At 40.8% G+C, this 23,638-nt stretch carries 21 protein-coding genes and 1 tRNA gene; 10 read left to right on the top strand and 12 right to left on the bottom strand.

The window, feature by feature from the left end:
- Window positions 1–66 precede the first annotated feature (66 nt).
- Window positions 67–552, top strand: coding sequence for a phosphate-starvation-inducible PsiE family protein (locus tag Q0Z55_RS03245; RefSeq protein WP_297424078.1), 486 nt, complete (start codon window positions 67–69; stop codon window positions 550–552).
- Here Q0Z55_RS03245 and Q0Z55_RS03240 read toward each other — a convergent pair.
- On the bottom strand, window positions 549–923 hold the full coding sequence (locus Q0Z55_RS03240) for an RcnB family protein (RefSeq protein WP_297424077.1): 375 nt from the start codon (window positions 921–923) through the stop codon (window positions 549–551). The genes Q0Z55_RS03245 and Q0Z55_RS03240 overlap by 4 nt on opposite strands.
- Window positions 924–1,025: 102 nt before the next feature.
- Between Q0Z55_RS03240 and Q0Z55_RS03235 the strand changes: the two genes are divergently transcribed.
- On the top strand, window positions 1,026–1,481 hold the full coding sequence (locus Q0Z55_RS03235; RefSeq protein WP_297424075.1) for a hypothetical protein: 456 nt from the start codon (window positions 1,026–1,028) through the stop codon (window positions 1,479–1,481).
- 39 nt (window positions 1,482–1,520) lie between these two features.
- Here the strand turns inward: Q0Z55_RS03235 and Q0Z55_RS03230 are convergent, their stop codons facing one another.
- The gene (locus tag Q0Z55_RS03230) at window positions 1,521–2,987 is read right to left on the bottom strand and encodes a phospholipase D family protein (protein WP_297424073.1); all 1,467 of its coding nucleotides are present in this window, start codon (window positions 2,985–2,987) and stop codon (window positions 1,521–1,523) included.
- Between the two features lie 76 nt (window positions 2,988–3,063).
- Complete coding sequence (znuD, locus tag Q0Z55_RS03225) at window positions 3,064–5,184, bottom strand: zinc piracy TonB-dependent receptor ZnuD (RefSeq protein WP_297424071.1); 2,121 nt, start codon at window positions 5,182–5,184, stop codon at window positions 3,064–3,066.
- Between the two features lie 138 nt (window positions 5,185–5,322).
- Between znuD and Q0Z55_RS03220 the strand changes: the two genes are divergently transcribed.
- The 5 genes from Q0Z55_RS03220 to Q0Z55_RS03200 all read left to right on the top strand — a co-directional run bounded on the left by Q0Z55_RS03220 (window position 5,323) and on the right by Q0Z55_RS03200 (window position 10,460).
- Window positions 5,323–6,087: a DUF4184 family protein gene (locus Q0Z55_RS03220; RefSeq protein ID WP_297424069.1), complete on the top strand. Its 765-nt coding sequence runs from the start codon at window positions 5,323–5,325 to the stop codon at window positions 6,085–6,087.
- 155 nt (window positions 6,088–6,242) lie between these two features.
- Window positions 6,243–8,024: an aspartate--tRNA ligase gene (aspS, locus tag Q0Z55_RS03215; RefSeq protein WP_297424066.1), complete on the top strand. Its 1,782-nt coding sequence runs from the start codon at window positions 6,243–6,245 to the stop codon at window positions 8,022–8,024.
- 115 nt (window positions 8,025–8,139) lie between these two features.
- Window positions 8,140–8,364: a hypothetical protein gene (locus Q0Z55_RS03210; RefSeq protein ID WP_297424064.1), complete on the top strand. Its 225-nt coding sequence runs from the start codon at window positions 8,140–8,142 to the stop codon at window positions 8,362–8,364.
- A gap of 63 nt (window positions 8,365–8,427) precedes the next feature.
- Window positions 8,428–9,291, top strand: coding sequence for a lysophospholipid acyltransferase family protein (locus tag Q0Z55_RS03205; protein WP_297424061.1), 864 nt, complete (start codon window positions 8,428–8,430; stop codon window positions 9,289–9,291).
- Between the two features lie 77 nt (window positions 9,292–9,368).
- Window positions 9,369–10,460: a glycosyltransferase gene (locus Q0Z55_RS03200; protein WP_297424059.1), complete on the top strand. Its 1,092-nt coding sequence runs from the start codon at window positions 9,369–9,371 to the stop codon at window positions 10,458–10,460.
- Here the strand turns inward: Q0Z55_RS03200 and Q0Z55_RS03195 are convergent.
- The 9 genes from Q0Z55_RS03195 to Q0Z55_RS03155 all read right to left on the bottom strand — a co-directional run bounded on the left by Q0Z55_RS03195 (window position 10,446) and on the right by Q0Z55_RS03155 (window position 20,795).
- Window positions 10,446–11,510: a glycosyltransferase family 4 protein gene (locus Q0Z55_RS03195; RefSeq protein WP_297424056.1), complete on the bottom strand. Its 1,065-nt coding sequence runs from the start codon at window positions 11,508–11,510 to the stop codon at window positions 10,446–10,448. The genes Q0Z55_RS03200 and Q0Z55_RS03195 overlap by 15 nt on opposite strands.
- Window positions 11,511–11,602: 92 nt before the next feature.
- Window positions 11,603–12,628, bottom strand: a complete 1,026-nt coding sequence (locus Q0Z55_RS03190; protein ID WP_297424054.1) for an ELM1/GtrOC1 family putative glycosyltransferase — start codon at window positions 12,626–12,628, stop codon at window positions 11,603–11,605.
- Window positions 12,628–13,623: a glycosyltransferase gene (locus tag Q0Z55_RS03185; RefSeq protein WP_297424052.1), complete on the bottom strand. Its 996-nt coding sequence runs from the start codon at window positions 13,621–13,623 to the stop codon at window positions 12,628–12,630. Before Q0Z55_RS03185 ends, Q0Z55_RS03190 begins: the two co-directional genes overlap by 1 nt.
- 3 nt (window positions 13,624–13,626) lie before the next feature.
- On the bottom strand, window positions 13,627–14,436 hold the full coding sequence (locus Q0Z55_RS03180) for a polysaccharide deacetylase family protein (protein WP_297424050.1): 810 nt from the start codon (window positions 14,434–14,436) through the stop codon (window positions 13,627–13,629).
- 15 nt (window positions 14,437–14,451) lie between these two features.
- Entirely contained in the window at window positions 14,452–15,342 is an 891-nt protein-coding gene (locus Q0Z55_RS03175; RefSeq protein WP_297424047.1) for an ELM1/GtrOC1 family putative glycosyltransferase, read from the bottom strand.
- A gap of 70 nt (window positions 15,343–15,412) precedes the next feature.
- The gene (locus Q0Z55_RS03170) at window positions 15,413–16,339 is read right to left on the bottom strand and encodes a branched-chain amino acid transaminase (RefSeq protein WP_297424046.1); all 927 of its coding nucleotides are present in this window, start codon (window positions 16,337–16,339) and stop codon (window positions 15,413–15,415) included.
- An 18-nt stretch (window positions 16,340–16,357) separates the two neighbouring features.
- A complete protein-coding gene (glnE, locus tag Q0Z55_RS03165; protein ID WP_297424044.1) occupies window positions 16,358–19,120 on the bottom strand; it encodes a bifunctional [glutamate--ammonia ligase]-adenylyl-L-tyrosine phosphorylase/[glutamate--ammonia-ligase] adenylyltransferase in 2,763 nt (920 codons plus the stop codon).
- 72 nt (window positions 19,121–19,192) lie between these two features.
- The gene (locus Q0Z55_RS03160; protein ID WP_297424042.1) at window positions 19,193–20,452 is read right to left on the bottom strand and encodes a HAMP domain-containing sensor histidine kinase; all 1,260 of its coding nucleotides are present in this window, start codon (window positions 20,450–20,452) and stop codon (window positions 19,193–19,195) included.
- A gap of 256 nt (window positions 20,453–20,708) precedes the next feature.
- A tRNA-Leu gene (locus Q0Z55_RS03155) sits at window positions 20,709–20,795 on the bottom strand.
- A gap of 172 nt (window positions 20,796–20,967) precedes the next feature.
- Between Q0Z55_RS03155 and queA the strand changes: the two genes are divergently transcribed.
- From queA to Q0Z55_RS03140, 3 genes are read left to right on the top strand one after another with little or no spacing between them, the layout of a single operon-like run.
- Entirely contained in the window at window positions 20,968–22,005 is a 1,038-nt protein-coding gene (gene queA / locus Q0Z55_RS03150) for a tRNA preQ1(34) S-adenosylmethionine ribosyltransferase-isomerase QueA (protein WP_297424040.1), read from the top strand.
- A gap of 9 nt (window positions 22,006–22,014) precedes the next feature.
- Complete coding sequence (locus Q0Z55_RS03145; protein WP_297424038.1) at window positions 22,015–23,049, top strand: hypothetical protein; 1,035 nt, start codon at window positions 22,015–22,017, stop codon at window positions 23,047–23,049.
- A gap of 9 nt (window positions 23,050–23,058) precedes the next feature.
- Entirely contained in the window at window positions 23,059–23,625 is a 567-nt protein-coding gene (locus tag Q0Z55_RS03140; RefSeq protein WP_297424036.1) for a LemA family protein, read from the top strand.
- Window positions 23,626–23,638 lie beyond the last annotated feature (13 nt).

The raw sequence follows: 23,638 nt of genomic DNA, 5'->3' as shown, positions 1-23,638 counted from the left end.
TATTTTCTTAGCCATTTGTGCGTAAAAATTGCATGTGTTTTTCATTCGCAATGAAAAGGACACTTTATGCCAAACGCGCGCAACCTTGAATATTATTTAGACCGCTTTGGTAATGCCATTGTCGAGGGCTTTCATTATATTGCCCTGTTTATTATTGGCTGTATGGTGATTTGGTCGGCAGCTCACACCGTTTGGGATATTTTAACCATTAAACAATATGCCACCATCGACGATATTTTATTGCTTTTTATCTATTTAGAATTGGGCGCTATGGTGGGGATTTACTTTAAAACTAACCATATGCCTGTGCGTTTTTTAATTTATATTGCGATTACAGCTTTAACACGTCTGCTTATTTCCGATATCCAACATGACCATAAAGCCGATCTTGATTTGGTGATTATTACAGGTTCAATCTTAATCTTAGCAGGCGCGATTTTAGTGGTACGTTTTGCCTCTTGGCATTATCCCTCTGTGATTCGCAATAAAGAAGCGGATTTACCTTTGGCGCAAGGTCAAACCCCACGCCCTCAAGATGATGAATTGGCTTAATGATTAGGGACTAAAGCATAACGACCATTTTCATAAATCCAATACATACCCGAAGGTGGTGCTGGCAAGCCTACGCGCTGCCAATCGGAAATAAATACGTAACGACTGCTTGAGATGCTACCGCTTGGCTTTCCATTGACAAAACTATAGCTTTGGCTGTTTTGTATGACCGTGGTTGGCCCTTGATATTGAATAGACACATTAGGTTGAGGTTGCGGACGTGGCCATTGTGGACGATGCAGTGCTTGAGGTCGCATGGGGCGCTGTGGTTTTTTCTCCACCCCACGATAACCCGCCCAAGGATTGTCTGCCCAAAGCTGTGGACTCAGCATAAGTAAACTAAGCCCCATACAACGAGTGAATTTGCGCATATCCTAGCCTCACATTGATTCATGCTTAGCATAGCAAGTTGGCTTTTAAAGCAAAACCAAGTTTATGTTAAGATAGCGTTTTTTATGGCTGAGTGAACTATTGTGGCTGAACAATTAAGTTTCGACCGTCTCTATGCTTATTTCTGTAAAGTACCAAGTGTGCGTAAAGGTTTAATCGAAAGCTATGGCACAGATGGCAAACATGCATGGTGGTTTAAGTTCCAAATTAATGTGGAACACCCATTGGCTTGGCAAACTGTACAAGAACTTGGGCATGTCTTAAATTATATTTCTAAAAATGAACGTCTACCGACCCAATTTTTACCTGTGTCGCCACCACCTTATATGAATGGTGAAGCCAAAGACTTTTTAGCATGGGTGATTCAGTGCAACCATGCCGATTTTCCACCTGATGTGGTCTGTGATTGGCTTGAAGCGCGCCTTCCTAACTCAGTAGATGATCTAGACAAATGGAAAATCAAAACCAAAATTGAAGAACTCGATCATTTAACCGATAAAGAACTTGATCAAATTATTCCGCCTAACCCAAGCAATTAGGCCAAAAATAAACCCTCTGTTTTGCAGAGGGTTTTTTGTTTAAAAGGTCGACAGCCCAGTCCATTCCATCACGCGATACAGCACATATTTCAAGGTCGATTCATCGGCATACTGTGCATAGTCCACACTGTGCTGCTGTCCATCTTGATTATGCCAAGCACGTTCAAAATACTGCGTTGCATCTGTAAACACTTTGGCATTGGCATGCCCCACCACACGTAAATTGGTTTCTAAATTATAATTTTTTAAATTGCGTGCCGTGAAATTGGCTGAACCTAAAATAATTTCGCTGTTATACATACTGCGTTTAAGCAACATTTTGCTATGGCACTGCTCGCCTTGGGTATTACACCAACGCACATCAATTCCTGCATGGTGTAACTCAGCTGCAACAGGACGGTTAGGAATGCCGTTTTTAGTGCGTCCAAAAGCATCTTTAGTCGGGTCTAATAACACACGTACTTTAACCCCACGCTCATGCGCTGCCATCAATGCTTGAATGATGCGACGCTCTGATAAATAAAACATCGACAAATCAAGCTCAACCCCTGCCTTTTGGCTGCTTTCAATGGCTGCTAATACTTGATCATAGATGGCTTTTTCAGTCAGCACTTGGACTTGGGGTTCGGTTTTTGCTGCTTCAAATTCTCCTATAATCACCATAGGCATATTGCCTTTAGACATTTGCGCCACGCTTTGCTCAGTCTTTAACACATCTATGGCTGTGGGACCTGTGACCACCAAAGCCACATTGGAATGCAATGAGCTACCATCATGTGGATTCATAGAAGTCACTAAGGTCTGCCAACCTTGTGGGGTATCAACCACTAAAGTTTTACGATGATTGGCTTTAAAATTGGCAAGATTAACATAACTACGTAAGGTCACTTTTTCACTGCCAAAAGGATTAGGCAACCAACCGGCTTGCGGATTGTTGGCAATTCCCTGACAACATAAATACCAAAAACTTGACCACAATGGATTTGAAGCACGTAACGGGGTCAAGTCAGTTTCAATCACTTCAATACCAGCTTGACGCAATTGACGATAATGTTCAGGCAATACCCCACCGTAAACTGAGTTAATTGGATCAGTTACGACTTTAATTTCAATGTTTGGATCTAAATAACGTTTTTTGATTAGAGCTTGAGTGAGTTCATCGGTTAAGGCACGATGTTTAAGCGTCGATATGCCAATTTCTTGATTAAATAAAAACATATCCAGCACAATCAAACTTTGCGCTTGTTCAATCATGCCAAGCATACGATCAAAGATCATCTGCTGCACTTGCAATTGACCTTGTGGGTCGACATAGCTTTGATCACTTAAAAATTCCACTTGGGCATGACGCAAACTACCCGCGTAATTTAAACCTTGTGGCAAAGGCTTATACATATGGTACAAGCCTGATCCCACCAGACTCAGCAGCAGCACAGCCATACAAACCGCAGCATAACGACGCAATGACCAATTTAACTTGGTGTGAATTCTCTGGAAGATACGCATAACAAAAAACCTAGTCCAATCGGCTCAGACTAGGTTTTATTGTATGAATTTTCAAGGGCTTTTCTGTGTATTTGGCTTAGAAGTTAAATTCTAGACCCACCGTAAAGTTACGCCCCACTTGTGGAATATTGGATAAAAATGATGCATGTGAATAGACTTGATCGTCCAATAAATTATTGGCATTTAAGAACACACGGTAGTCTTGATCATTGCCATAACGGCCATTGTAATTTAAGCCCACATTGACCATGTTGTAGCCTTGTGTTTGCTCTTCAAAATCAGCAAACTGATCTTGTTTAAACACATGATAGTACTCGGCACTGCCTGACCATTGGTCATCAAAATTGGCATTGACCTTGGTACCTAAACGACCAGCAGGTACACGCGGTGCATTTTCACCTTCAATTTTGCCACGTACATAATCACCAAACACACTTAAGCGATAGGTGTCGTTAACATTATAACCCGCTTGCGCTTCTACACCGTAAAAGCGTGCTTTGTCTTGGCTATATTCAACCCCACGCAAATTACCTGTTTGGGCAATGGTCTTGCCATAAATATAGTCATCAAACCAGTTGTGATACACATGCGCGTGATAGTCAAACTGATCACCTTCATAGTGCAAGCCAAGCTCTAAGTTATTTGAAGTTTCTTTATCAATATTCGGGTTGCCTAGCTCATAGGTATTGGTAGCGAAGTGTAAACCATCGGCATATAACTCTTGAGCCAATGGCAAACGCTGTTGATGCGAGCCAACTATAGACAGTTTGTAATTAGGTGCAAATTCCCAATTAGCAGCGGCAGAGGCTGAATAGGCTGTGCCTGAGTAATTTTTTTGCTCAGATTGCACATCAATGGTTTGATGATCTAAACGTGCACCAAGCTCAACATGCACTTCCCCTACTTGCTTATGTTCTAATGCAAATAGACTGTATTTTTTGGTCTTGGTGTCGGCCATTAACACATCATGATTATGCCCTTCGTGATCACTATGGTCGTGATCGTGACCTTCATGGTCATGCTCTTCATGTGCATGCCCTTGACCTGCGGCTAAATCAATAGTTTGCTGTGAGAACTGCGTGCCGATCACGCCTTCCCAACCAGCAACAGGTACATGCACCAACTCTAAACGTGCATCATAACCACGGCTTTTAAAGTTGCTAATCACTGCCTGATCTTCTAATTCATCATGCTCATAGTCGGTGAAACTGGCATGAGCACGTAATTTTTCAAAGCCTTGAAACGGCTGCGACAACTCTGTACGTAAATCATAACGCTCGGATTTTAAATCAACCCAAGGACCAGCTGCATGCTCGTGGTCATGGTCATCATCCGATTTTGGACAATGAAAATGATCAGCATGTAATTCACAACCATGATACTCATGGCTATGCCCCGGTAAACCATATTGATCTTGGCGATTACTATAAGACAAGCCTACAAAACCACGCTCGTGAATCCATGAACCACCGACATTAATGGTTTGTCCTTCAGCAAAGGTATTGTCAACACGGCGTTTTTGTTCGTTATGGAAATGATCGCCATGTGGCTCAGCGACAACGTAATCGGGGGCAATATAGTCATTGGCTTTACGCTTTAAACCCTCTACACGTAAGGCAAATTGCTCACCTATTGCAGCAGTAATGCCTGCACTAGCCAATTTTTCATCACTGCCTGAGTTGTAACGTAAAGCGGCACTGCCCTCAATAGCTTTTTGCGGCATCTGGGTTGGGATTTTTTGATCAGTGACATTGACTAAACCACCCACAGTACCTGCTGCATAAAGTAAGGTCGACGGGCCACGAATCACTTCAACCTGTTTTGCAAGCAATGGATCAACGGTAATCGCATGGTCTGGCGATAAGGTTGCCACATCAGCAGTTTCCGAGGCATGTTGTAAAACTTTAACTCGCGGACCATCTTGCCCACGAATCACCGGACGGCTTGAACCTGAACCATATTGATTTGAATATACCCCAAGCTCATCAGCTAAAGCATCGCCAATGGTGGCAGCACGCAGGCTTAATTGCTTTTGATCAACTACATGATCAGCCACCGCAAAATCAGCTGCGGTTTGTACCAACGGGTGAGCGGTCAATTGAATGGTATCTAAAGTGGTTGCTGCTGTATCAGCAAAAGTATGCGGTGCAACTGCTGCAAAAATCGCAAGGGTAATCAAATTCTTATGTAAAGACATGACTTAGGGCTCAAAGTCGGCAAATTCGGAATAATGTTATAATATAACATTTCATTCTTTTTGCAATAAAAAACAGCAACAACTCGCCACATCAGCTAAGCTCAATGCATTTATCAAAATCGTCTTTTTAAGCCATTCATGCCTTTTACTTTATCGCATGCCGTTCTTGCACCGGTTATATCATGCTTAAGTCGCGGTCACTTGCCACTTGCTGCACTAGCCATTGGCTGTATGCTGCCAGATATGTATCGGATGTTTACAACCGAATCGGGCAAAATTTCACATCTGTGGTCAGGTCAACTTTACCCTAATTTAATCATTGGTTTAACTTTTTGTAGCCTGTGGTATGTGTTGTATCGTCCGATGCTGTACCAACTTTTAGACCTTGCGCATCCATTACCCATTAAAAATATTAAACAATGGCTACGTTTTACTGTTTTGGTCATATTGGCTTTAATCTTAGGTAATGCCACACATATTCTTTGGGATGGCTTAACCCACGTCGACTTTCGTACTTTGGTATTGCATGACTTTTTAAGTCAGCCTATTCACGCTTTTGGCATGCACTACCCTTTGCATTTTATATTACAAATCACCAGCTCGGCTGTTGCCTTACCCTTTTTAGTGTATTGGATTTACACATATTGCCAAAAACATCGCACTGAAGCGGTTGCCACAACGCGCATAAAAAGCAGCATTTGGCTGAGTATTATTGTGTCTTTATTGACTGCAAGTGCTTGGACATGGGGCTATTTTGCATCCTTTGAATGGTCAACTGTAGTGCGTGAACCGTATTATTTTCTAGGACGTGGCTTTAATGAATTTAGCCAAGCGTTTTTGTTGAGTGAAACACTCGCTTTGACTTGCATTGCGCTTTGGCAGCAATTTTCTTCGGCAAAATAAAGCAATTGCTTGGCTTTTTGTGAATTTGCTGCTGTTTTTGCTTGTAGTTCTTGTGAGGGCAGTTGCAAATAGGCATAATCCTAGACTTTGAATAAAAGCATACGCTGTTTACGTAGTAGCTTTTTTGTAACCCATATAGTTGGATTTTATACGCCATGATGCGAACTCATTACTGCGGTTCTTTAACCGAAGCACAAATCGACCAAACAGTAACTTTATGCGGTTGGGTACACCGTCGCCGTGACCACGGTGGTGTAATTTTCCTAGACATGCGTGACCGTGATGGTCTAGTGCAAGTGGTGATCGATCCTGATACACCAGAAGCATTCGAAACTGCAGATAAAGTACGTTCAGAATTCGTATTAAAAATCACAGGTCGTGTACGTCGCCGTTACGAAGGCACAGAAAATGCCAATATGGTGAGTGGTCAAATCGAAGTATTGGGTAAAGAAATCGAAGTTCTTGCTCAATCAGAAACACCACCATTCCCACTCAATGATGAAAATACCAATATTTCAGAAGAAATTCGTTTGAAATATCGTTTCTTGGACATTCGTCGTCCAGAAATGTTAGAGCGTTTACGTTTCCGTTCTAAATTAACTAACCTTATTCGTAACTACTTCGAAGACAATGGTTTCTTGGATGTAGAAACACCAATTTTAACCCGTGCTACTCCTGAAGGCGCGCGTGACTATTTAGTGCCAAGTCGTGTATCTAACGGTAGCTTCTATGCCCTGCCACAATCACCACAATTGTTTAAACAGTTGTTGATGGTGGGCGGTATTGATCGTTACTACCAAATCGCGAAATGTTTCCGTGATGAAGACTTACGTGCGGATCGTCAGCCAGAATTCACGCAAATCGACGTTGAAACATCGTTCATGAGTGACGATGACATCATGGATTTAATGGAAACTTTAACGGTTAAGATGTTTAAAGAACTTCTTGATGTTGAGTTTGATAAATTCCCACGTATGACCTACAACGACGCAATGCGTGACTATGCATCTGACAAACCAGACATGCGTATTCCTTTAAAACTTGTTGACGTTGCAGATTTGATGCAAGACGTTGAGTTTAAGGTATTCGCAGGTCCTGCTAAAGATCCTAAAGGTCGTATTGTTGCTTTACGCGTTCCGGGTGCAGGTTCATTACCACGTTCTGCAATTGATGAATACACCAAATTTGTTGGCATCTATGGTGCACGCGGTTTGGCTTACATCAAAGTTAACGAACTTGAAAAAGGTATCGAAGGCTTACAATCTCCAATCGTGAAATTTATCGAGCCAATCGTGCTTGATCTATTAAAACGCGTGGGTGCAGAGAACGGTGACATCGTATTCTTTGGTGCAGACAAAGCGAAAGTTGTAAATGATGCGATGGGCGCACTGCGTGTGAAAATCGGTCATGACTTAAAACTTGCAACTTGTGAGTGGGCACCACTTTGGGTAGTTGACTTCCCAATGTTTGAAGAAACTGATAACGGCTGGACATCTGTGCATCACCCATTCACGCTACCAAAATCTAGCGTAGAAGAAGTGAAGAACAACCCAGGTGAAGCACTTTCAGTTGCTTACGATATGGTACTCAACGGTACTGAAATCGGTGGTGGTTCACTGCGTATTCATAACCTAGAAATGCAAAAAGCCATTTTTGAAGCTTTAGGTATTGGCGAAGAAGAAGCAGAAGAGAAATTCAGCTTCTTGTTAAATGCTTTACGTTACGGTGCGCCTCCGCACGGTGGTTTAGCATTTGGTCTTGACCGTTTAGTGATGCTCATGACTGGCGGTTCTTCGATTCGTGACGTGATTGCGTTCCCGAAAACCAAAACTGCTGAATGCCCATTAACGCAAGCACCTGCACCAGTTGAATCAAACCAACTGCGTGATTTGGGTATTCGCTTACGTGAAAAACCAAAAGCTGAATCTCAAGAATAATCTATTCTAGATTCAACCTAAAAAGCCCTGCTCATGCAGGGCTTTTTTTGTATGATTGAGAGTCAGGCTTAACGGTGGCATAATAGCTTGTGTTTAATTTTAGGGTAAGCAAGCAATGGCTATGCGTCCTGCTGTTCGTAATAAAAGCATTATGCTGATTGTTTTTTCAGTCGTACAATGGTTATTTATGCGCTATATCTTAGCCAACAACTTATTTAGTTTAGACACCAATGAGCGTATTTTGTATTTTTGCGTAAGTAGTATCGCAGGTGCATTTGTAATTTTTGTTGCTATCATTTATATGGTTCTGAAGGGCAACCCAGACAAATATAAAAACTAATCTCTGATAAAGCCTTTACTTTAAAGGCTTTATTTTTCTCCTCTTTGTTTATATTTTATCTTTATGCTCTATATTTTTTTAACAGTCATGGCTAAATTGCCATTAGCTTGGCTGTATATGCTTGCTAATTGTTTAGCGGTAGTTTTATATATTTTCCCCTCTTCTTTTAAAAAGATTACTCGTACCAATCTTAAACTGGTTTATCCAAAGCTCTCCAATGATGAGCAAAAACGCTTATTAAAACATAGTTTAACCCACCAATGTTATACCTATGTAGAGTCCGTCAAATTCTGGGGTATGCCTAAAGCGTATAGTTTACGTCTAATTCAAGCCGTTGAAGGTGAGGAATTACTCAAACAAGCCTTAGCAGATGACAAAGGTGTCATTATGGTACTTACCCATTTTGGCTGTTGGGAATTACTCAATGTATGGGTGAATGAATATACCGAACCCATGATTATGTATAAGCCTAACAAAAATAAAGCAGTAGATCGCTTTATTTTTAAAGCACGACAAAACTTTAAGGCCAGCTTAGTCGCCACAGATAAAACGGGTGTTGGTGCAATATTTAAGCACTTAAAGCAAGGCGGTTTAACCATGATTTTACCCGATCATTTACCTAAGCCTTCAGGTGGAATCAACGCACAATTTTTTGGACAAGAAATTTTGTGTACCACTTTAGTGTCTAAATTGGCGCAAAAAACCCAATCGCATGTCTTGGGTTTAAGCTGTATTCGCCAAAAAGATGGTTTTAAAATTGTTTGCCAGAAAATGCATACCGATATTGCCAGCACCGATTTACATCGCTCTGTAACAGTTCTCAACCAAAATATGGAGCAAATGATTAACCAAGCACCTGAACAATATATTTGGTCCTATAAACGTTTTAGAAATTGTGAAGGCAACTATAATCCCTACCAGCTCTGATAGAAGATCAGCACGACTTAACGACGAGTATTAATACAGCGTTACAACAAGATAAACAAAGAGGTTAAGGTATACCCATGAGCAGTATCTTATTTATTGTGGATGATCTGGGCAAAGGTGGGGCTGAAAAAGTAACAGCCGACTTAGCCAATACCCTAGCAGATCTAGGCCACAGCGTAACGCTTGCTGTGCTCAATGGCAGTAAAGATACTCAGGCTATTAAATCTCATGTGCAGTATATTGATTTAAACATCAGCCCCTCATTTGCTTTTGGCAAATTGTGGAAAGCCAAAAAACTCTCGCCAATTGAAGAAAATCGTATTGAGCAGTTGATCAATCAACAGCGCTATGATTTGATCATTTTAGGTTTTCATAATGGTTATTACTTAGGTCATTATCTTAAACAAACTCAAAATGTATGGTATTGGATACATGGTGAACTGTTAGAATATCGCCCGTCAGCCAATATTTTTAAACGCATCAAAGAAAATATCCGACAAATTAAGCATCAAGCAAAGTTTAAACGACTTTTTCATCAAAAAAATTTGATCACCGTTAATCAAGACCTCAAACTTAAATACCAATCTTTACTGCCCAATAGTCAGATTCGACATATTGCAAACGGTGTATCGATTACACAAAAAAATATGACATCTTCATTAGATAAAATCTGGGATGTGATTTTTGTAGGACGCTTAGTGGCGATTAAACAGATTGATCATGCCATCACTGCTTTTGCGCAAAGTGGGCTCAAAGGACGCATGGCGATTGTTGGCGAGGGCCCACAAAAGCAAGAACTCATGGCATTGGTCCAAAAGCTTAACATTGAGGATCGGGTTGATTTTTTAGGTTGGGCCGATGATCCATATCCATATATCCAACAATCTAAAGCACTCATCCTCACCTCATATTATGAATCATTCGGTTTAGTGTTAGCAGAAAGCTTATGCTTAGGCACACCAGTGATTGCTTATCATTGCTCACAAGGCGTCAAAGATATTCTTTCTTATCAAGAAGATATGAAATCATTTCTGATTGACGCCAATAATTGTGAGCAACTGAGTACGCAACTTTACCGTTGCGTTAATCACCCGTATGCCATTTTAGAAGAGACCAAAAATCAATTATCTATTCAACATACAGCGCAACAATTTTTAGCGCTGATATAGCGTTTTACACTCTAAAACAAAGCGAGAAAGCTTTTCGGCAATCACAGAAAATTGATAATCTTGCAGGGCATCTCGATAACCTTGCTCTGCATAACGCGCTAAGTTTTTAGGATGATCTAAACAAAATTGCAGTTGCTTAACTAAATCTTCGACATCAGCGCATTTTGCCATTAAGCCATTTTCATTGTGTCGAATGATTTGTTGCACACTAATATGGTCACTGGCCACCACAGGCTTGGCCCATGCAAAAGCATCCAAAATTGCTAAAGGTTGGGTGTCGTTCATGGTTGGAACTAACGCTATATCAATGCTTTGGTAAAATTCAGTTTTTTGCTGACCACTAATCCAACCTAAAAATACCACATCATCTTCTAAGCCTAAACGTTGAGTCTGTTCGATTAAGCTTTGCTCTTGCTCACCCTCACCTGCAATCTGCAATTTAACCTGATAACCGAGTTGCTTAAGTTGTGCCACAGCATCAATGGCTAAATGGGTGCCTTTATACTCAACTAACCGTGTCATAATGCCTAAGGTGGTGATCTTGGATTCTGCTTTTGTAACACTTGGCTGCGTAGGCAAATGAATTAAATTTGAAATCACAGCTTGAGGTTTAGCGGTGCTATTGATATTTTTTTGCACAGATGCCTCAGCCACACGTTGTGCTACATGCGGTGTAATATGAATAAAACCATCGGCACGTACGGTACGTTTGACATTATGGCTATGATTCATGGCAATCACAGGACATTTGATACGTGCCAACAATATCGCATTTTTAAATAGATGTACCGCACGGCCACTATGTGCAATCACTACATCAGGTTTATAGTGCCTTAACCATAAAGCCAATTTAACCGCAGCGATAGGATCGTAAAAGCCTGAGTTATTTAGGCACCAAGAGCGATAGCCGTCAATTTTTTGCTTTTGATTGTCACTGCCATAAACAATGATCCCCTCATGCCCCTGACTTTCTAAAGCCTCATAGGTATTAAGCATTGCTTGCCAACGCCCACCTGAGGCATCCCCATACACGGTTTGTACAACTTTCATGATTTACTCAAAATTTAATTATCTTCAGCCTAACGTTTATGGACTGACTTCACTTTAAATACAGCAACTTTGTGCTTTAAGATGATTTAAGTTCAATGATGCAAAGCTTGCATAAATTTAGTTTGCAATATGGCAACGTGATGATGTTGTTGCAACTGAGGGCAAGCCAATAGCGCATTCACCTCTTGAGCTTCTACATAGGCCACGTAAGGACTCATCTTTTGATAATAGCTTTGGAAGTTTTGACTGAGTTGAGTGTGCTCAAACCTCGGCACAATCACATGTTTATTGGCAATCATTGCCTCACATAGCATTGAAGTAGAATCTGGCGAACAGATAATATGCGTAGCCGCAAAAATTAAATCTTCAACCACAATGCCTTGTTGCTGCCCAAATAAGACCAATTTCACATTAGGCAAATCGGCAAGCTGTTTAAGACACTCGACTAATGCTTGCGGTGTCCGTCTTGAACTACACACAAAAAATTGCTGATCGGGATATTGTGTGGCTATCGTTTTAATCAAGTGCAGCCATTCATCTGCTAAACCAATGCTCACCTCTGCGGTATCTGCCCCCAATAACACCGTCACAGCATGTTGATTAGGCTGAAGCGCCAATTTTTCTTGCGCGTGTTGCTGCGCTTGTTTTAAGTCAAAACTGACCATTTTATTTGGCGCAATTGGATAAAAAACGTAGGGTTTTTGCTGATCTTTAGTGGCATCAATGGTAAACACCACATCATAGGCAGCTTCAGGCATACCACGTAAAGAGGTTGCAATCAAATTTTTTACTTGAGGATACTGCTTGACTAAATAAGCTTTGAGTAAAGCATTGGGAAGTAAAGTATCGCCACCTGCAGAGACAATATAGTCAACATGCGGTATATGTTGTAATCGATTTAAATCATTCACACTGAGAAAAAACTTCAGCATCCATCGTTTTGGAAAAAGGGAATAAAATTTTTTAAACAATACCCCAATAAATTTTGAAGGTCGCTGAATCTGAATTTTTAAGATGTCTAAATGATCTTCTTGATTTAGGATTTTACTGATCCCTATTGCTTGAGTCTCATGCCCAGGCTTAGCATCTGTAAGTAAAATTAAGGTGTTTTTTGACATTAGGATCTCTTATGCTTTGCTAAACTACGCCCGTAAGTAAGGAGCGTTTGCTCAAGCATGGCTGTATAAGTTAAATTCTTTTTCGCTTTTTCAAAAGCAGGCTGATAAAGAGAAAGAGGATCTTGGGTACACAGATAGGCAAGAATAATTCTTCTGAGTTCATTAATCTCGTTGGGTACACATAAAAATTCGTCGGGCACAAATTCAGCCATCATCCCCACATCAGTTCCGATCACAGGTCTATTTAATAATAACGCCTCACTAAGCGTATAAGGTCCCCCTTCACGCTGTGAAGAGACAATCAAAGCTTCATGCTGACTAATTTTTTGTTGGATTTCATGACTAAACCCACACAATTTAACCTGATTGTGTAAACCGAGTTGCTCAATGAGTACTTGCAGTCTCTGGAGCTGCTCACCCTCACCATATATATTCAGTTGTGCTTCAATACCTACCCATGCCTGAATTAAAACATCAAATCCCTTCACCTCATTGAGGCGCCCAATTGCAAGAAATTTTCTATTTTTTTCCCATGGTTGAGCAGCTTGTGACAAGATTACACCGTTGTAAATCACCTCTGTTTTAGAGGGTAAATTGATATGTTCAGCTAATTTTTGACTCACAGCAATAATCGTATCAAAGGCTGCATAAGGTTTTAATTTGGATTTGGCACCATGAACGGTCACAATACAAGGCACTTTGATTTTTTTAATCAGACCACTCATTAATTGTGCTGTCTTAGAAGCATGTGCGTGCACAATATCAGGTGCAGTCATCTGAATTTTTTTCTTAAGCTGATACTTAGTCCAAGGATTATGACGACTACCGCTCATATCAAAGTTAATCAAAGCTACTCGATCACTCAACCATGTTTTAAAACGTGGATGGGCAATCAAACTGACATGATGCTCAAGCGCTAGGCCATTGGCCAACTCTATGACATGCTTTTCTAAGCCACCATCTTCACAACTCGCCATTACTAAGGTAATACGCATCAATTATCCCTCTCGTTTACCCAGCTTTAAGCGCAGCTTCACCGCAAATAATGAATCTTTACCACTGATTTTAATGCGTTTGAGCTGCATAAAATCAGGCGCAGTGTGATCAATTCCCTCAACTGTAGTCACCGCATTGGTGTAACCAACTTGCTTTGCCACCATGACATCACGGGCTGAATAAATCCCAAACGGATAGGCAAAACTGGTCACAGGTTGCTCAATTAAGGCTTCAAGTTGTTGCTTAGATTGCGTTAATTCTTCTAAACACATTGCATCATCTAATTTATTTAAATTGGCATGTGTCATGGTATGTGAACCAATTTCAATGAGACCTGATGCCACGAGTTGTTTCACTTGCGCATCACTGAGCTTTGGCTCTTGGGCCAACTCACCGCTATTGTGATGGGCTTTTTTATAGGTCGACCAATCACGATCATGGCGATCTACCACGACATAAATCGTGGCTTTGGCTTGGTATTTTTCTAAAATCGGTAAAGCATTTTCGAGGTTATCTAAATAGCCATCGTCAAACGTAATCGCCACGGTTTTTTGTGGATGCTTGCCCCAATCAGCTTGAAGTTCTTGCATAGTCACAAAGTGAAAATCTTGTGCTTTCATCCATGCAATTTGCTGTTCAAATTCTGTAGGTTTGACGCGTAATTTATTAAATTTTGCCCCATCAATATGGTCACGTACCATGTGATACATCAATACTCGCGGCCTCTTCCAATCTACTGTGGGCTTCCACCATGCATATTTATAGCTAAAAGCAATAAATAAAATAAGTGCAATAACAACAATATAAATCACTTGAGAATAATCCGCTTACGATGCAAGTAGGTATGTTGCCACACGATCTGCTTCTTTTAAAGGCTTAGCTAAACCCAATAGATTTAATTGGCTAGCATGACTCACCCAGCCTTTTTTTAAAAGCTGGTCAACCGACTGGGTAATACGATCTTGTTTTAAACGATCAATTTCAATTACACCTACTTTACAGCCTGCGGTTAATGCTTCATACAGCATTGAGACACTATCTTCGGTGACCCAAACCGCTTCAGCCAATTGCATTTGTTCAAAAATCCAACCTTGTGGTGTGTCTTCTACAGGAAAAATTTGCAGATTTTTGGCAAAAGTTTTTTCATGTAAGTTTGATAAAAAGTCTTTTGGCGTACGACGCGAAGTCGTTAAGATAATTTCAGATTTCTTATTGTCCTGTACAATTTTCTCAATCGCTTGTAAAACCTTAGCCTCGTTCCATTGATGGCGTTTAGATGCGCCACCTAAAGCAATTAAAATACGTTTTTTTTGATGTCGCTTTTCATTGGTAATTGGGTTTAACGCACCTTGTGTCACAATCACATTGTCTTGCTCGGCGAGACCATCATGTTGAGGCACAATTACGTAATCGAACCACTGTAGTGGAAATTTAGGCTTCATCAGCACGACAGTTTTGGCTTGAGGAAACACTTGCCCAAGCAATAAGGCTTTTAATTGGGTATGGCTGCCCACACTGAAAATATAATCGGGTTGTTGTTGAATTAAAGGATGCTGATTATTGCCACGTGCTAAAAACAAGTTAAAACGCGACAGTGATTCGGCAGCAATTTCTTCAAAGCTCACCGCCTGTTGACTCAAGCGTTGTAGCGCCTGATATAAACCGAGGGCTTGAGAACGATGCCCAGCTTTTCCATCCGTCACATAAACAATATGCATGTTTTAACCCACTTCAAACACAATAAAAAAGGCGAAACTTTCGTTTCGCCTTGCATACTACCTGATTGACTTATTTTACGTAAGTTAACCAGTGTGCATATTTTGGATCTTTACCTTGTACAGCGTCAAAGTAGGCTTTTTGGATTTGTGTTGTGATCGGACCACGCACACCTTCACCAATTTGACGGTCATCGTATTCACGGATTGGGGTCACTTCTGCGGCTGTACCTGTAAAGAATGCTTCATCAGCGATGTAGAATTCATCACGGGTAATACGGCGCTCAATCACCTCATAACCTAAGTCTTTGGCAATAGTCATAATGGTTTGACGGGTAATACCGTCTAATGCACCACCTGCTACGTCCGGTGTATGAATCACGCCATCACGTACTAAGAATACGTTTTCGCCTGAACCTTGGCATACATAGCCTTGTGGATCAAGTAACATGGCTTCGTCGTAACCTGAGTGCGCAACTTCTTGATGTGCAAGAATAGATAGCGTGTAGTTACCTGATGCTTTAGCTTTACACATGGTCACGTTTGGATGGTGATGGGTAAATGATGACGTTTTTACACGAATGCCTTTTGCCATCGCTTCTTCGCCAAGGTAAGCACCCCAGCTCCACGCTGCAACTACAGCATGAATGGTGTTATCTGTTGCTGCAATACCTAATTTTTCAGAACCAATGAAGATAATTGGACGTAAATAGCAAGAGGCTAATTTATTTTCACGAACCACATCAATTTGTGCTTGTTCTAACGCTGCTTGATCAAATGGCACTTTCATTTGATAGATTTTTGCAGAATTTAATAAACGCTTGGTGTGTTCCTTTAAACGGAAAATAGCCGTTCCATTTGGGGTTTCATAGGCACGGACACCTTCAAACACACCCATACTGTAATGCAAGGTATGTGTGAGTACGTGAGTTTTTGCCTCACGCCAATCAACTAATTGTCCATCTTGCCAAATAAAACCATCACGATCAGCCAAATTCATGACACACACTCCAAATTGTTATACACAGTCATTTTTATCCAACGCACACACTGCATTTGGATCAATTAATCTTTGCCATAACTTGCAAACGACCTCTCGGGTATCATGCCAATCGTCTGCATTAACTTGCATGGATTGATTTGCAAGTGCTAGACGATGGCTCTCGGCGCGTTCACGAAGATAAGCTTGAATCAATGCTGTCGCATCGCTGCTGGATAAGCAACCTGTTTTTGCGGCATCCTCAAGGATTCGTACGTTGTCGGAGTAATGGGCGAGATCGGGATTCGACCCACTCCATGCTAATACCGCATACTGTGCCATAAATTCTATATCTACGATACCACCTGCATCCTGTTTTAAATGAAAAATTCCATCTTTTTGTTGCTCTTTTGAAGAACCTAAATGGGCTTTCATTTTTTGACGCATTTTTATGACTTCATCGCGTACCATACCTTCATCGCGCACTTGGGTTAAAATCCGACAACGCAATTGCTCAAAGTCTTGGCAGAGGCTGTTTTCACCTGCAATTGAGCGGGCACGTACCAAAGCTTGGTGTTCCCACACCCATGCACTTTTAAACTGATATTGTTCAAAGGCTTTAAAACTGGTGACCAATAAACCGGCTTCACCGGATGGACGTAACCGGGTGTCAATTTCATACACCCGACCATCTAAAGTTTGCGTGGTCATCAGTGACATAAATTTTTGTGCCACGCGCATGGCAAATTCAAAACCGCTAATTGGTTTTTTACCATCGGTATCGGCTTGTTCGTCCATGGCATGAATAAACACTAAATCTAAATCTGAACCATAACCGAGTTCAATGCCACCGACTTTGCCATAGCCAATCACAATAAAAGCAATATAATCGAGCGAGCAACGTCTGCCTTCTAAATCAATTGGATAGCCATGTTTTTGTGCCACCATTTGATAGGCCAAGTGCAAGGTGGCTTTCACCGATACTTCAGCAATATCCGTTAAAGCGTCAGACACTTTCATCAGTGGACTTTCAGCCAAGACATCACTTGCAGCAACCGTCAATACATTGGATTTTTTAAATAAACGCATCACGCGCATCTGATCTTCAACTTGATCAATTTCAATACGCAGTAATTGTTGGCGCAATGAATCTTCTAAATCTTGACGTTTTGGCAACTCAAAATCCATAGATAAAAATTCGTCTAACAACACTGGATAATGGGTCAATTCTTCACAAATCCATGGACTGACACTGGCCATTTTCACTAAACGATGTAGTGCACCTTTGCTTTCAATCAACATGACTAAATACACTGTACGGCGCATCACCGATTCTAATAATGGCATTAACCGGACCAAAGCCACTTGCGGATTATTGGCTTGTAACACTGCTTCAATTAAATGTGGCCAAAAGGTTTTTAAACGCTGAATGGCTTTGGCAGGTAGTTTTTTTAAAGCATGCCCATTCCAAAATTCATGTACTAAGTTTTTGGCATTGTCATCTAAAACCGGATACAAGCGCTGTTCAAGTTGGCTTAAGCTTTCAACTGCGCTCTCTGTTTCTTTTTCTTTAATTAAATGCTCAAATTGATAGACCACTTTGGCACGTTTGGCATTTAAGCACTCTAAAAATGCGGCCCAACTGTCAAAGCCCAAGGTTTCAAACATACGCGCACGTAAATCAGGCTCTGTCGGCAAAGATTGTGTTTGTTGATCATTTAAAGCTTGAATGGCATGTTCAACACGGCGCAAGAATAAATAAGCATCTTCTAAGTCAATCACCGCTTGTTCGTCTAGCAATTCGGCATCATCTAAATGACTTAAACTGACCAAACATTGGCGATCTTGTAGTTCTAAGCGATAACCACCGTAGATTAATTGAAAGACTTGGACAATAAATTCAACTTCGCGAATCCCACCAGCACCCAGCTTAATATCATCTTCAATATTACGTCGTGCTACTTCGCGCTCAATCATGCTTTTCATTTCACGCATGGCTTCAAAAGCAGTGTAATCGACGTATTTACGAAATACAAAAGGCCGTGTCATCTCCATTAACTCATCGCCCTCAGGGCTTGGATTGACAATACGGGCTTTGATCCATGCATAACGCTCCCATTCGCGCCCATGCTGAATTAAGTATTTTTCAAGCGCAACGTGGCTAATTGCCAATGCCGAACCATCGCCCCATGGACGCAAACGCATATCAACTCGAAATACAAAACCATCTGCGGTGATATGGTCGAGTAGATAAATCAGCTTTTGACCCCACAAGATACAAAATTGCTGCACATCAATAGACTTACGTCCACCTTGGGTTTCGCCTTGTTCATCAAAGGCAAAAATCAGATCAATATCACTGGATAAATTGAGTTCTTGTGCGCCAAGTTTACCCATGGCAATAACAATTAAATCTTGGACTTTGCCGTTATAGCCCATCGGTTGACCATATTTGGCCACCAACGGTGCTAAGGCAAAATCTTTGGCAGCACAAATGGCCGCATCAGCAAAATCAGACAGTTCTCGGGTGAGGGTGACGACATCGGTGAGTTGATTGGCATCTTGCCAAATCCAACGAAACATTAAACGCGCACGTAAATGACGTAGACGGCGCATCCATGTGTTTTCATCAATTACATCGGCCAAGGCATGTGCAACAGAAGCGTAAATATTGGCTGTGCTTAGGCCACCTAAAAATTGGTCAAGTGCATAATCTTGATGCAGCAGCTCGGCATGCATACTCAGGACTTGTTCAGCATACTGACTGGCGCGTAAAGTCTTGGTTAACTGTGCGTGATTCATTCTTAGGTGTTCTCAAGCCTTTGGTTTTTCTCTGTTATAACAGCAAGCTTGACCAATAGAAAACCTTTTTATTTATACACTTGAATATGCTTGCTTCTCTAAGGCTTTATGAGCTTGACTTGCCGCGGGTAAACTGACTTTAAATAAGGTACCCTCACCCTCTTTAGAGGTCACGCAAATCTGTCCTTGATTCAGATCAATAAAACGCTTACACAACACCAAACCTAAGCCTGTGCCCTTTTCACCTAATGTACCTTGGCGACTAATGGTAATTTTAGGCTCAAATAAATTATCAATTTGATCCTTGGTCATCCCCAAACCGGTATCTTGAATATAAATATGCACCTGATCTTTGTCCTGCTCAGCGCGTATAATCACTTTGCCTGTGCCATCGGTATGGGTAAATTTTAAGGCATTGGAAACCAGATTTTGAATCACTGAGGTAATCATATTAATGTCAGCATAGACTTTAATATCTGTTTCTAATGTATTAATAAGTTGAATATTTTTTTGTAAAGCCAAACTGGCTAAGACATTGCTAACAATTTTAACTGACTGTTGCAGTTCAAAATTAATGGGGTGATAGACAAAACGCCCACCTTCAGCCATGGCCCAATTGAGCAAATTTTCCAGTAAGTTATAGGTTGATTGTGCTGTATCAAACACATATTCACTGATGTCTTGAATGCCTTTTTCATCCAAAGTGTCGCGCTCTTTGGCTAAAATTTCAGAAAAACCCAATAAGCCATGAAAAGGGGCACGTAAGTCATGGGCAATAATTTGGAAAAACTTGGTTTTACTAAAATTAAGAGCCGCTTGTTGTTCAAATTCTTCTTTTAACTCGGCATTTTCTAAACGCAGACGAATAATGCCCATTAAGCTTTGAATAAACTCACGCACAATGACGATGCTTTTGGGGTCAAATGCTGCGCTATGTTGATCAAACAAATATACATGTCCAACAGAGTCGCCACTGTCACATAAATCTACTGCCAACATACGCTGATGATACATCCCTAAACTTTGCATATAGGCTGAAACTTCAGCATAAATTTCGCTCTGTGGCGTAATCAAATCATGCTCATCAAAAAAGCGATTCACTCGTGCGTCTGCTTCAGCCAAAAATGGTTTACAGCCTTCATCAGATGAAAACCAAATATACGGTTCGCCTTTAAAAGCCAAAATAGCGTAATCGGTTTGCAACATACTACGCGCAAACTTTAAAAAATCTGCAATACGATTTTCTTGGGTAAATACACCCATCAGCAATGAAAGTTTACAGGCACTGAGCTGCTCAGTTTGCGAGCCAATTTCTAATAATTTGAGTTCCATGTTCTCAGCCTCAGCAGTTTTTCTTTTTATAAGAAAAATTGACTAAATTTTCTTATATTTAGCACGCTATTGCGTAAAATTACAACAACAAAAACCATATAATATTTAACATAATTCTTGCTGATTGGCTTGACTTGCAACAAATTGAAAATAAAAGATTAAAAAATGCAGAAATTTGTAAATTTAATTTAATATAAAACATGAGATATAAAAAAACCCCAAACCTTTAATACCAGTTTGGGGTTTTCTAGAATTTTGGTCCCGAGGGTCGGACTCGAACCGACACGTCATCTCTGACAGCGGATTTTGAGTCCGCCGCGTCTACCAATTTCACCACCTCGGGAGAGATGTTGTGAGGGCTATAATAAACTTATTTTAAAAACTGTCAATGCTTTATCTCGCTATTTGCTTAAAATTAAAGCAGTTAGCTTTTTTTAGCTGCAAACTGCCAATTTCTGCCATTTAAAACAAAAAAGCATATACTAAGCGCAGTTTTTTTATTCTCTGTGTTACACATGCAACTGTCTGACTTTAATTTCGATCTCCCTGATGAATTGATTGCCCGCTATCCACTGCAAAGCCGCAGTGCTTCGCGTTTACTACATGTGGATGCCCATGGTGAGCATCATGACCATCAATTTACCGACATTTTAGATTTGCTGAGTCCAGGTGACTTATTGGTGTTAAATGACACTAAAGTCATGAAAGCACGTTTAAAAGGTAAACGTGCCTCAGGTGGCGCAGTTGAAGTATTGGTTGAGCGTCTGCAAGACCAATTTGTGGCGCATTGCCATATTAAAGCCAGCAACTCACCTAAAGCAGGGGCTGAATTGTTCATTGGACCTGATCAAGTGAAAGTCACGGTACAAGGTCGCCATGAAAATCTCTTTATTGTTGAGTTTTCGCAGCCGATTTTAGAGGTCTTGGATTTATATGGCGCTTTGCCAATTCCGCCTTATTTTAACCGTGAGGCAGAAGCAGTTGATACCGAGCGCTATCAAACGGTATTTCATGATCCAACCAAAATTGCCAGTGTGGCAGCTCCTACCGCAAGTTTACATTTTGATGAAGCCTTATTAAAAAAATTAGCCGACAAAGGCATTCAAACCACATTTGTGACGCTGCATGTAGGCGCAGGCACTTTCTTGCCTGTACGCACTCATGATATTAAAAATCACATCATGCACAGTGAATGGTGCCAAGTGTCTGAGCAAGCCATGCAGATGATTCGTGACACTAAAGCGCGCGGCAACCAAGTGATTGCGGTGGGTACTACTGCAACCCGTGCTACAGAAAGTGCAGCACAAGCCAATGCTGGTGAGCTAAAGGCTTGGACGGGAGATACCCAAATCTTTATCTATCCGGGCTATGAGTTCAAAGTGGTAGATCGTTTAATTACCAATTTCCATTTACCTGAATCTACGCTTTTAATGTTGGTGTCGGCATTGTCTAATCGTGAAAATATTTTAGCAGCGTATGAGCATGCCGTTGCAAATCGTTACCGCTTCTTTAGTTATGGCGATGCTATGCTGATTGATCAAGCCAAAAAGTAAGCTGCTCCTATGCCGATCGAGACCAGTCAACATCTGTTAGCCTTGCGTAGTAAAAAAAATGCACAGGTGGCTCACAATCTCGCTCGGCTTTGGGATATTGCAAAAAATAGCGACTCTGATGAACAGCTGTTAGCACAATTACATCCTTGGGGTGAATCACCTTGTCTGCGCTTTGATAATGGCTTAGCGATTTTTATAGCACTTGTGGCGGGTTTGTTATTACTGCCCTTGCTGTTACAACCTACCGCAATATGGGCACAGTTGTTAGCTTTAGGCGCTGCTGCTTTGTTGTTTTTAAGCTATTTACTTTATGCCCCCAAACGCCCGATTAACGAAGCAATTGAAGCTTTAGAACACAGCATCATTCAAAAAAGATATGCCTTAAACTACCACAGCCTTCCATCTGCATTAGGCCGACCTTTAAGCACAAGCTTATTAATGTCACAGCTTAAACAGCAATTTCCCATTTTTAGCCGCGGCAGTGTGAGTAACGACATTCCATTTTTTGCCAGTTCTGTCTGGCAAGAAGCAGATGGTAAAACCCATCAGGTACTGATTTTTCAATATCATTATGTCAATGAATTGCGCCTTCCCAGCAAAGATGGCCAAACCCAAAGCAAAGAAATTCATCAAGATTTATGGGGAGTGTTTATTTTTGATTTAGACCATGATTTACCTACCTTTGCGGTGAGCACTGAACACAAAAAATTGGCTTATCCGTATCATTTAGAATGGCAAAGTAGCGATATTCAATTGCGTCAACGTGTCTATATGGCCGGGGAAAATCCACTCGAGATGGCCAAAAAAATCACGCCAAGTTTTACTCTAAAATTAGGTGAGTTTTTTGCGCAGCGCCGTGGCGAGGTGTATATTAATGCTAATCAAAATATGCTGTGCTATTTGGGTCGTGATGACTTGATGCAAATTCAACAACAACGCCATAAAAAAATAGATGATATTTCGGCACTACGTGGCCATTTAAGAACGTTTAGACTACCCAAGCTTGAGCGTTTAAAACAACAACTGTTAGTACTTTTAGCATAAGGATGCGGCATGTATTTACTGATTTTTCTTGGACTGATTGTAGTGTTAGTGGTCATTATTATTATGATTCGCAACAATATTATTCGTCATCATAATGCCAGCATTCGCGCTTGGGCAGATGTGGCAAGCTTTGAGCGCCAAAAGGTCAAAATTTTAGATGGTTTACAGCCTCTGGTTGAGCAATATGCCAATTTTGAGCAAGGTACATTGACCCAAGTCACTGAGCTGCGTCAAAACATTATGAAACTTAATATCAATGACACCGATATTGGACGTTTACAGCAGGTTGAAAGTTTAAGTAAACAACTAATGCAAAGCTTAAATGTGGTGGTCGAGAACTACCCTGAGCTCAAGACCAATGAAATTTACTTAAAAATGATGCATGAAATTGAACAACAAAACCAAAATGTCGGTGCAGCCATCACCATTTATAACCGTAATGTTGAAGTGTTTAATAACTATATTCAGATTTTCCCCAACAATATTATTAATACCGCCACTACCTCTAAAAAACCGATTCGTGCTTTTCGTGATGCATCTGTTACGCAAAACTTTGATTATCGACCAAATTTTTAAATATAATGAGCCT

It is taken from the genome of uncultured Acinetobacter sp. (genome assembly GCF_947626835.1).
Classification (GTDB): Bacteria; Pseudomonadota; Gammaproteobacteria; order Pseudomonadales; family Moraxellaceae; genus Acinetobacter.
This window is presented reverse-complemented; position numbering and strand designations above follow the sequence as displayed.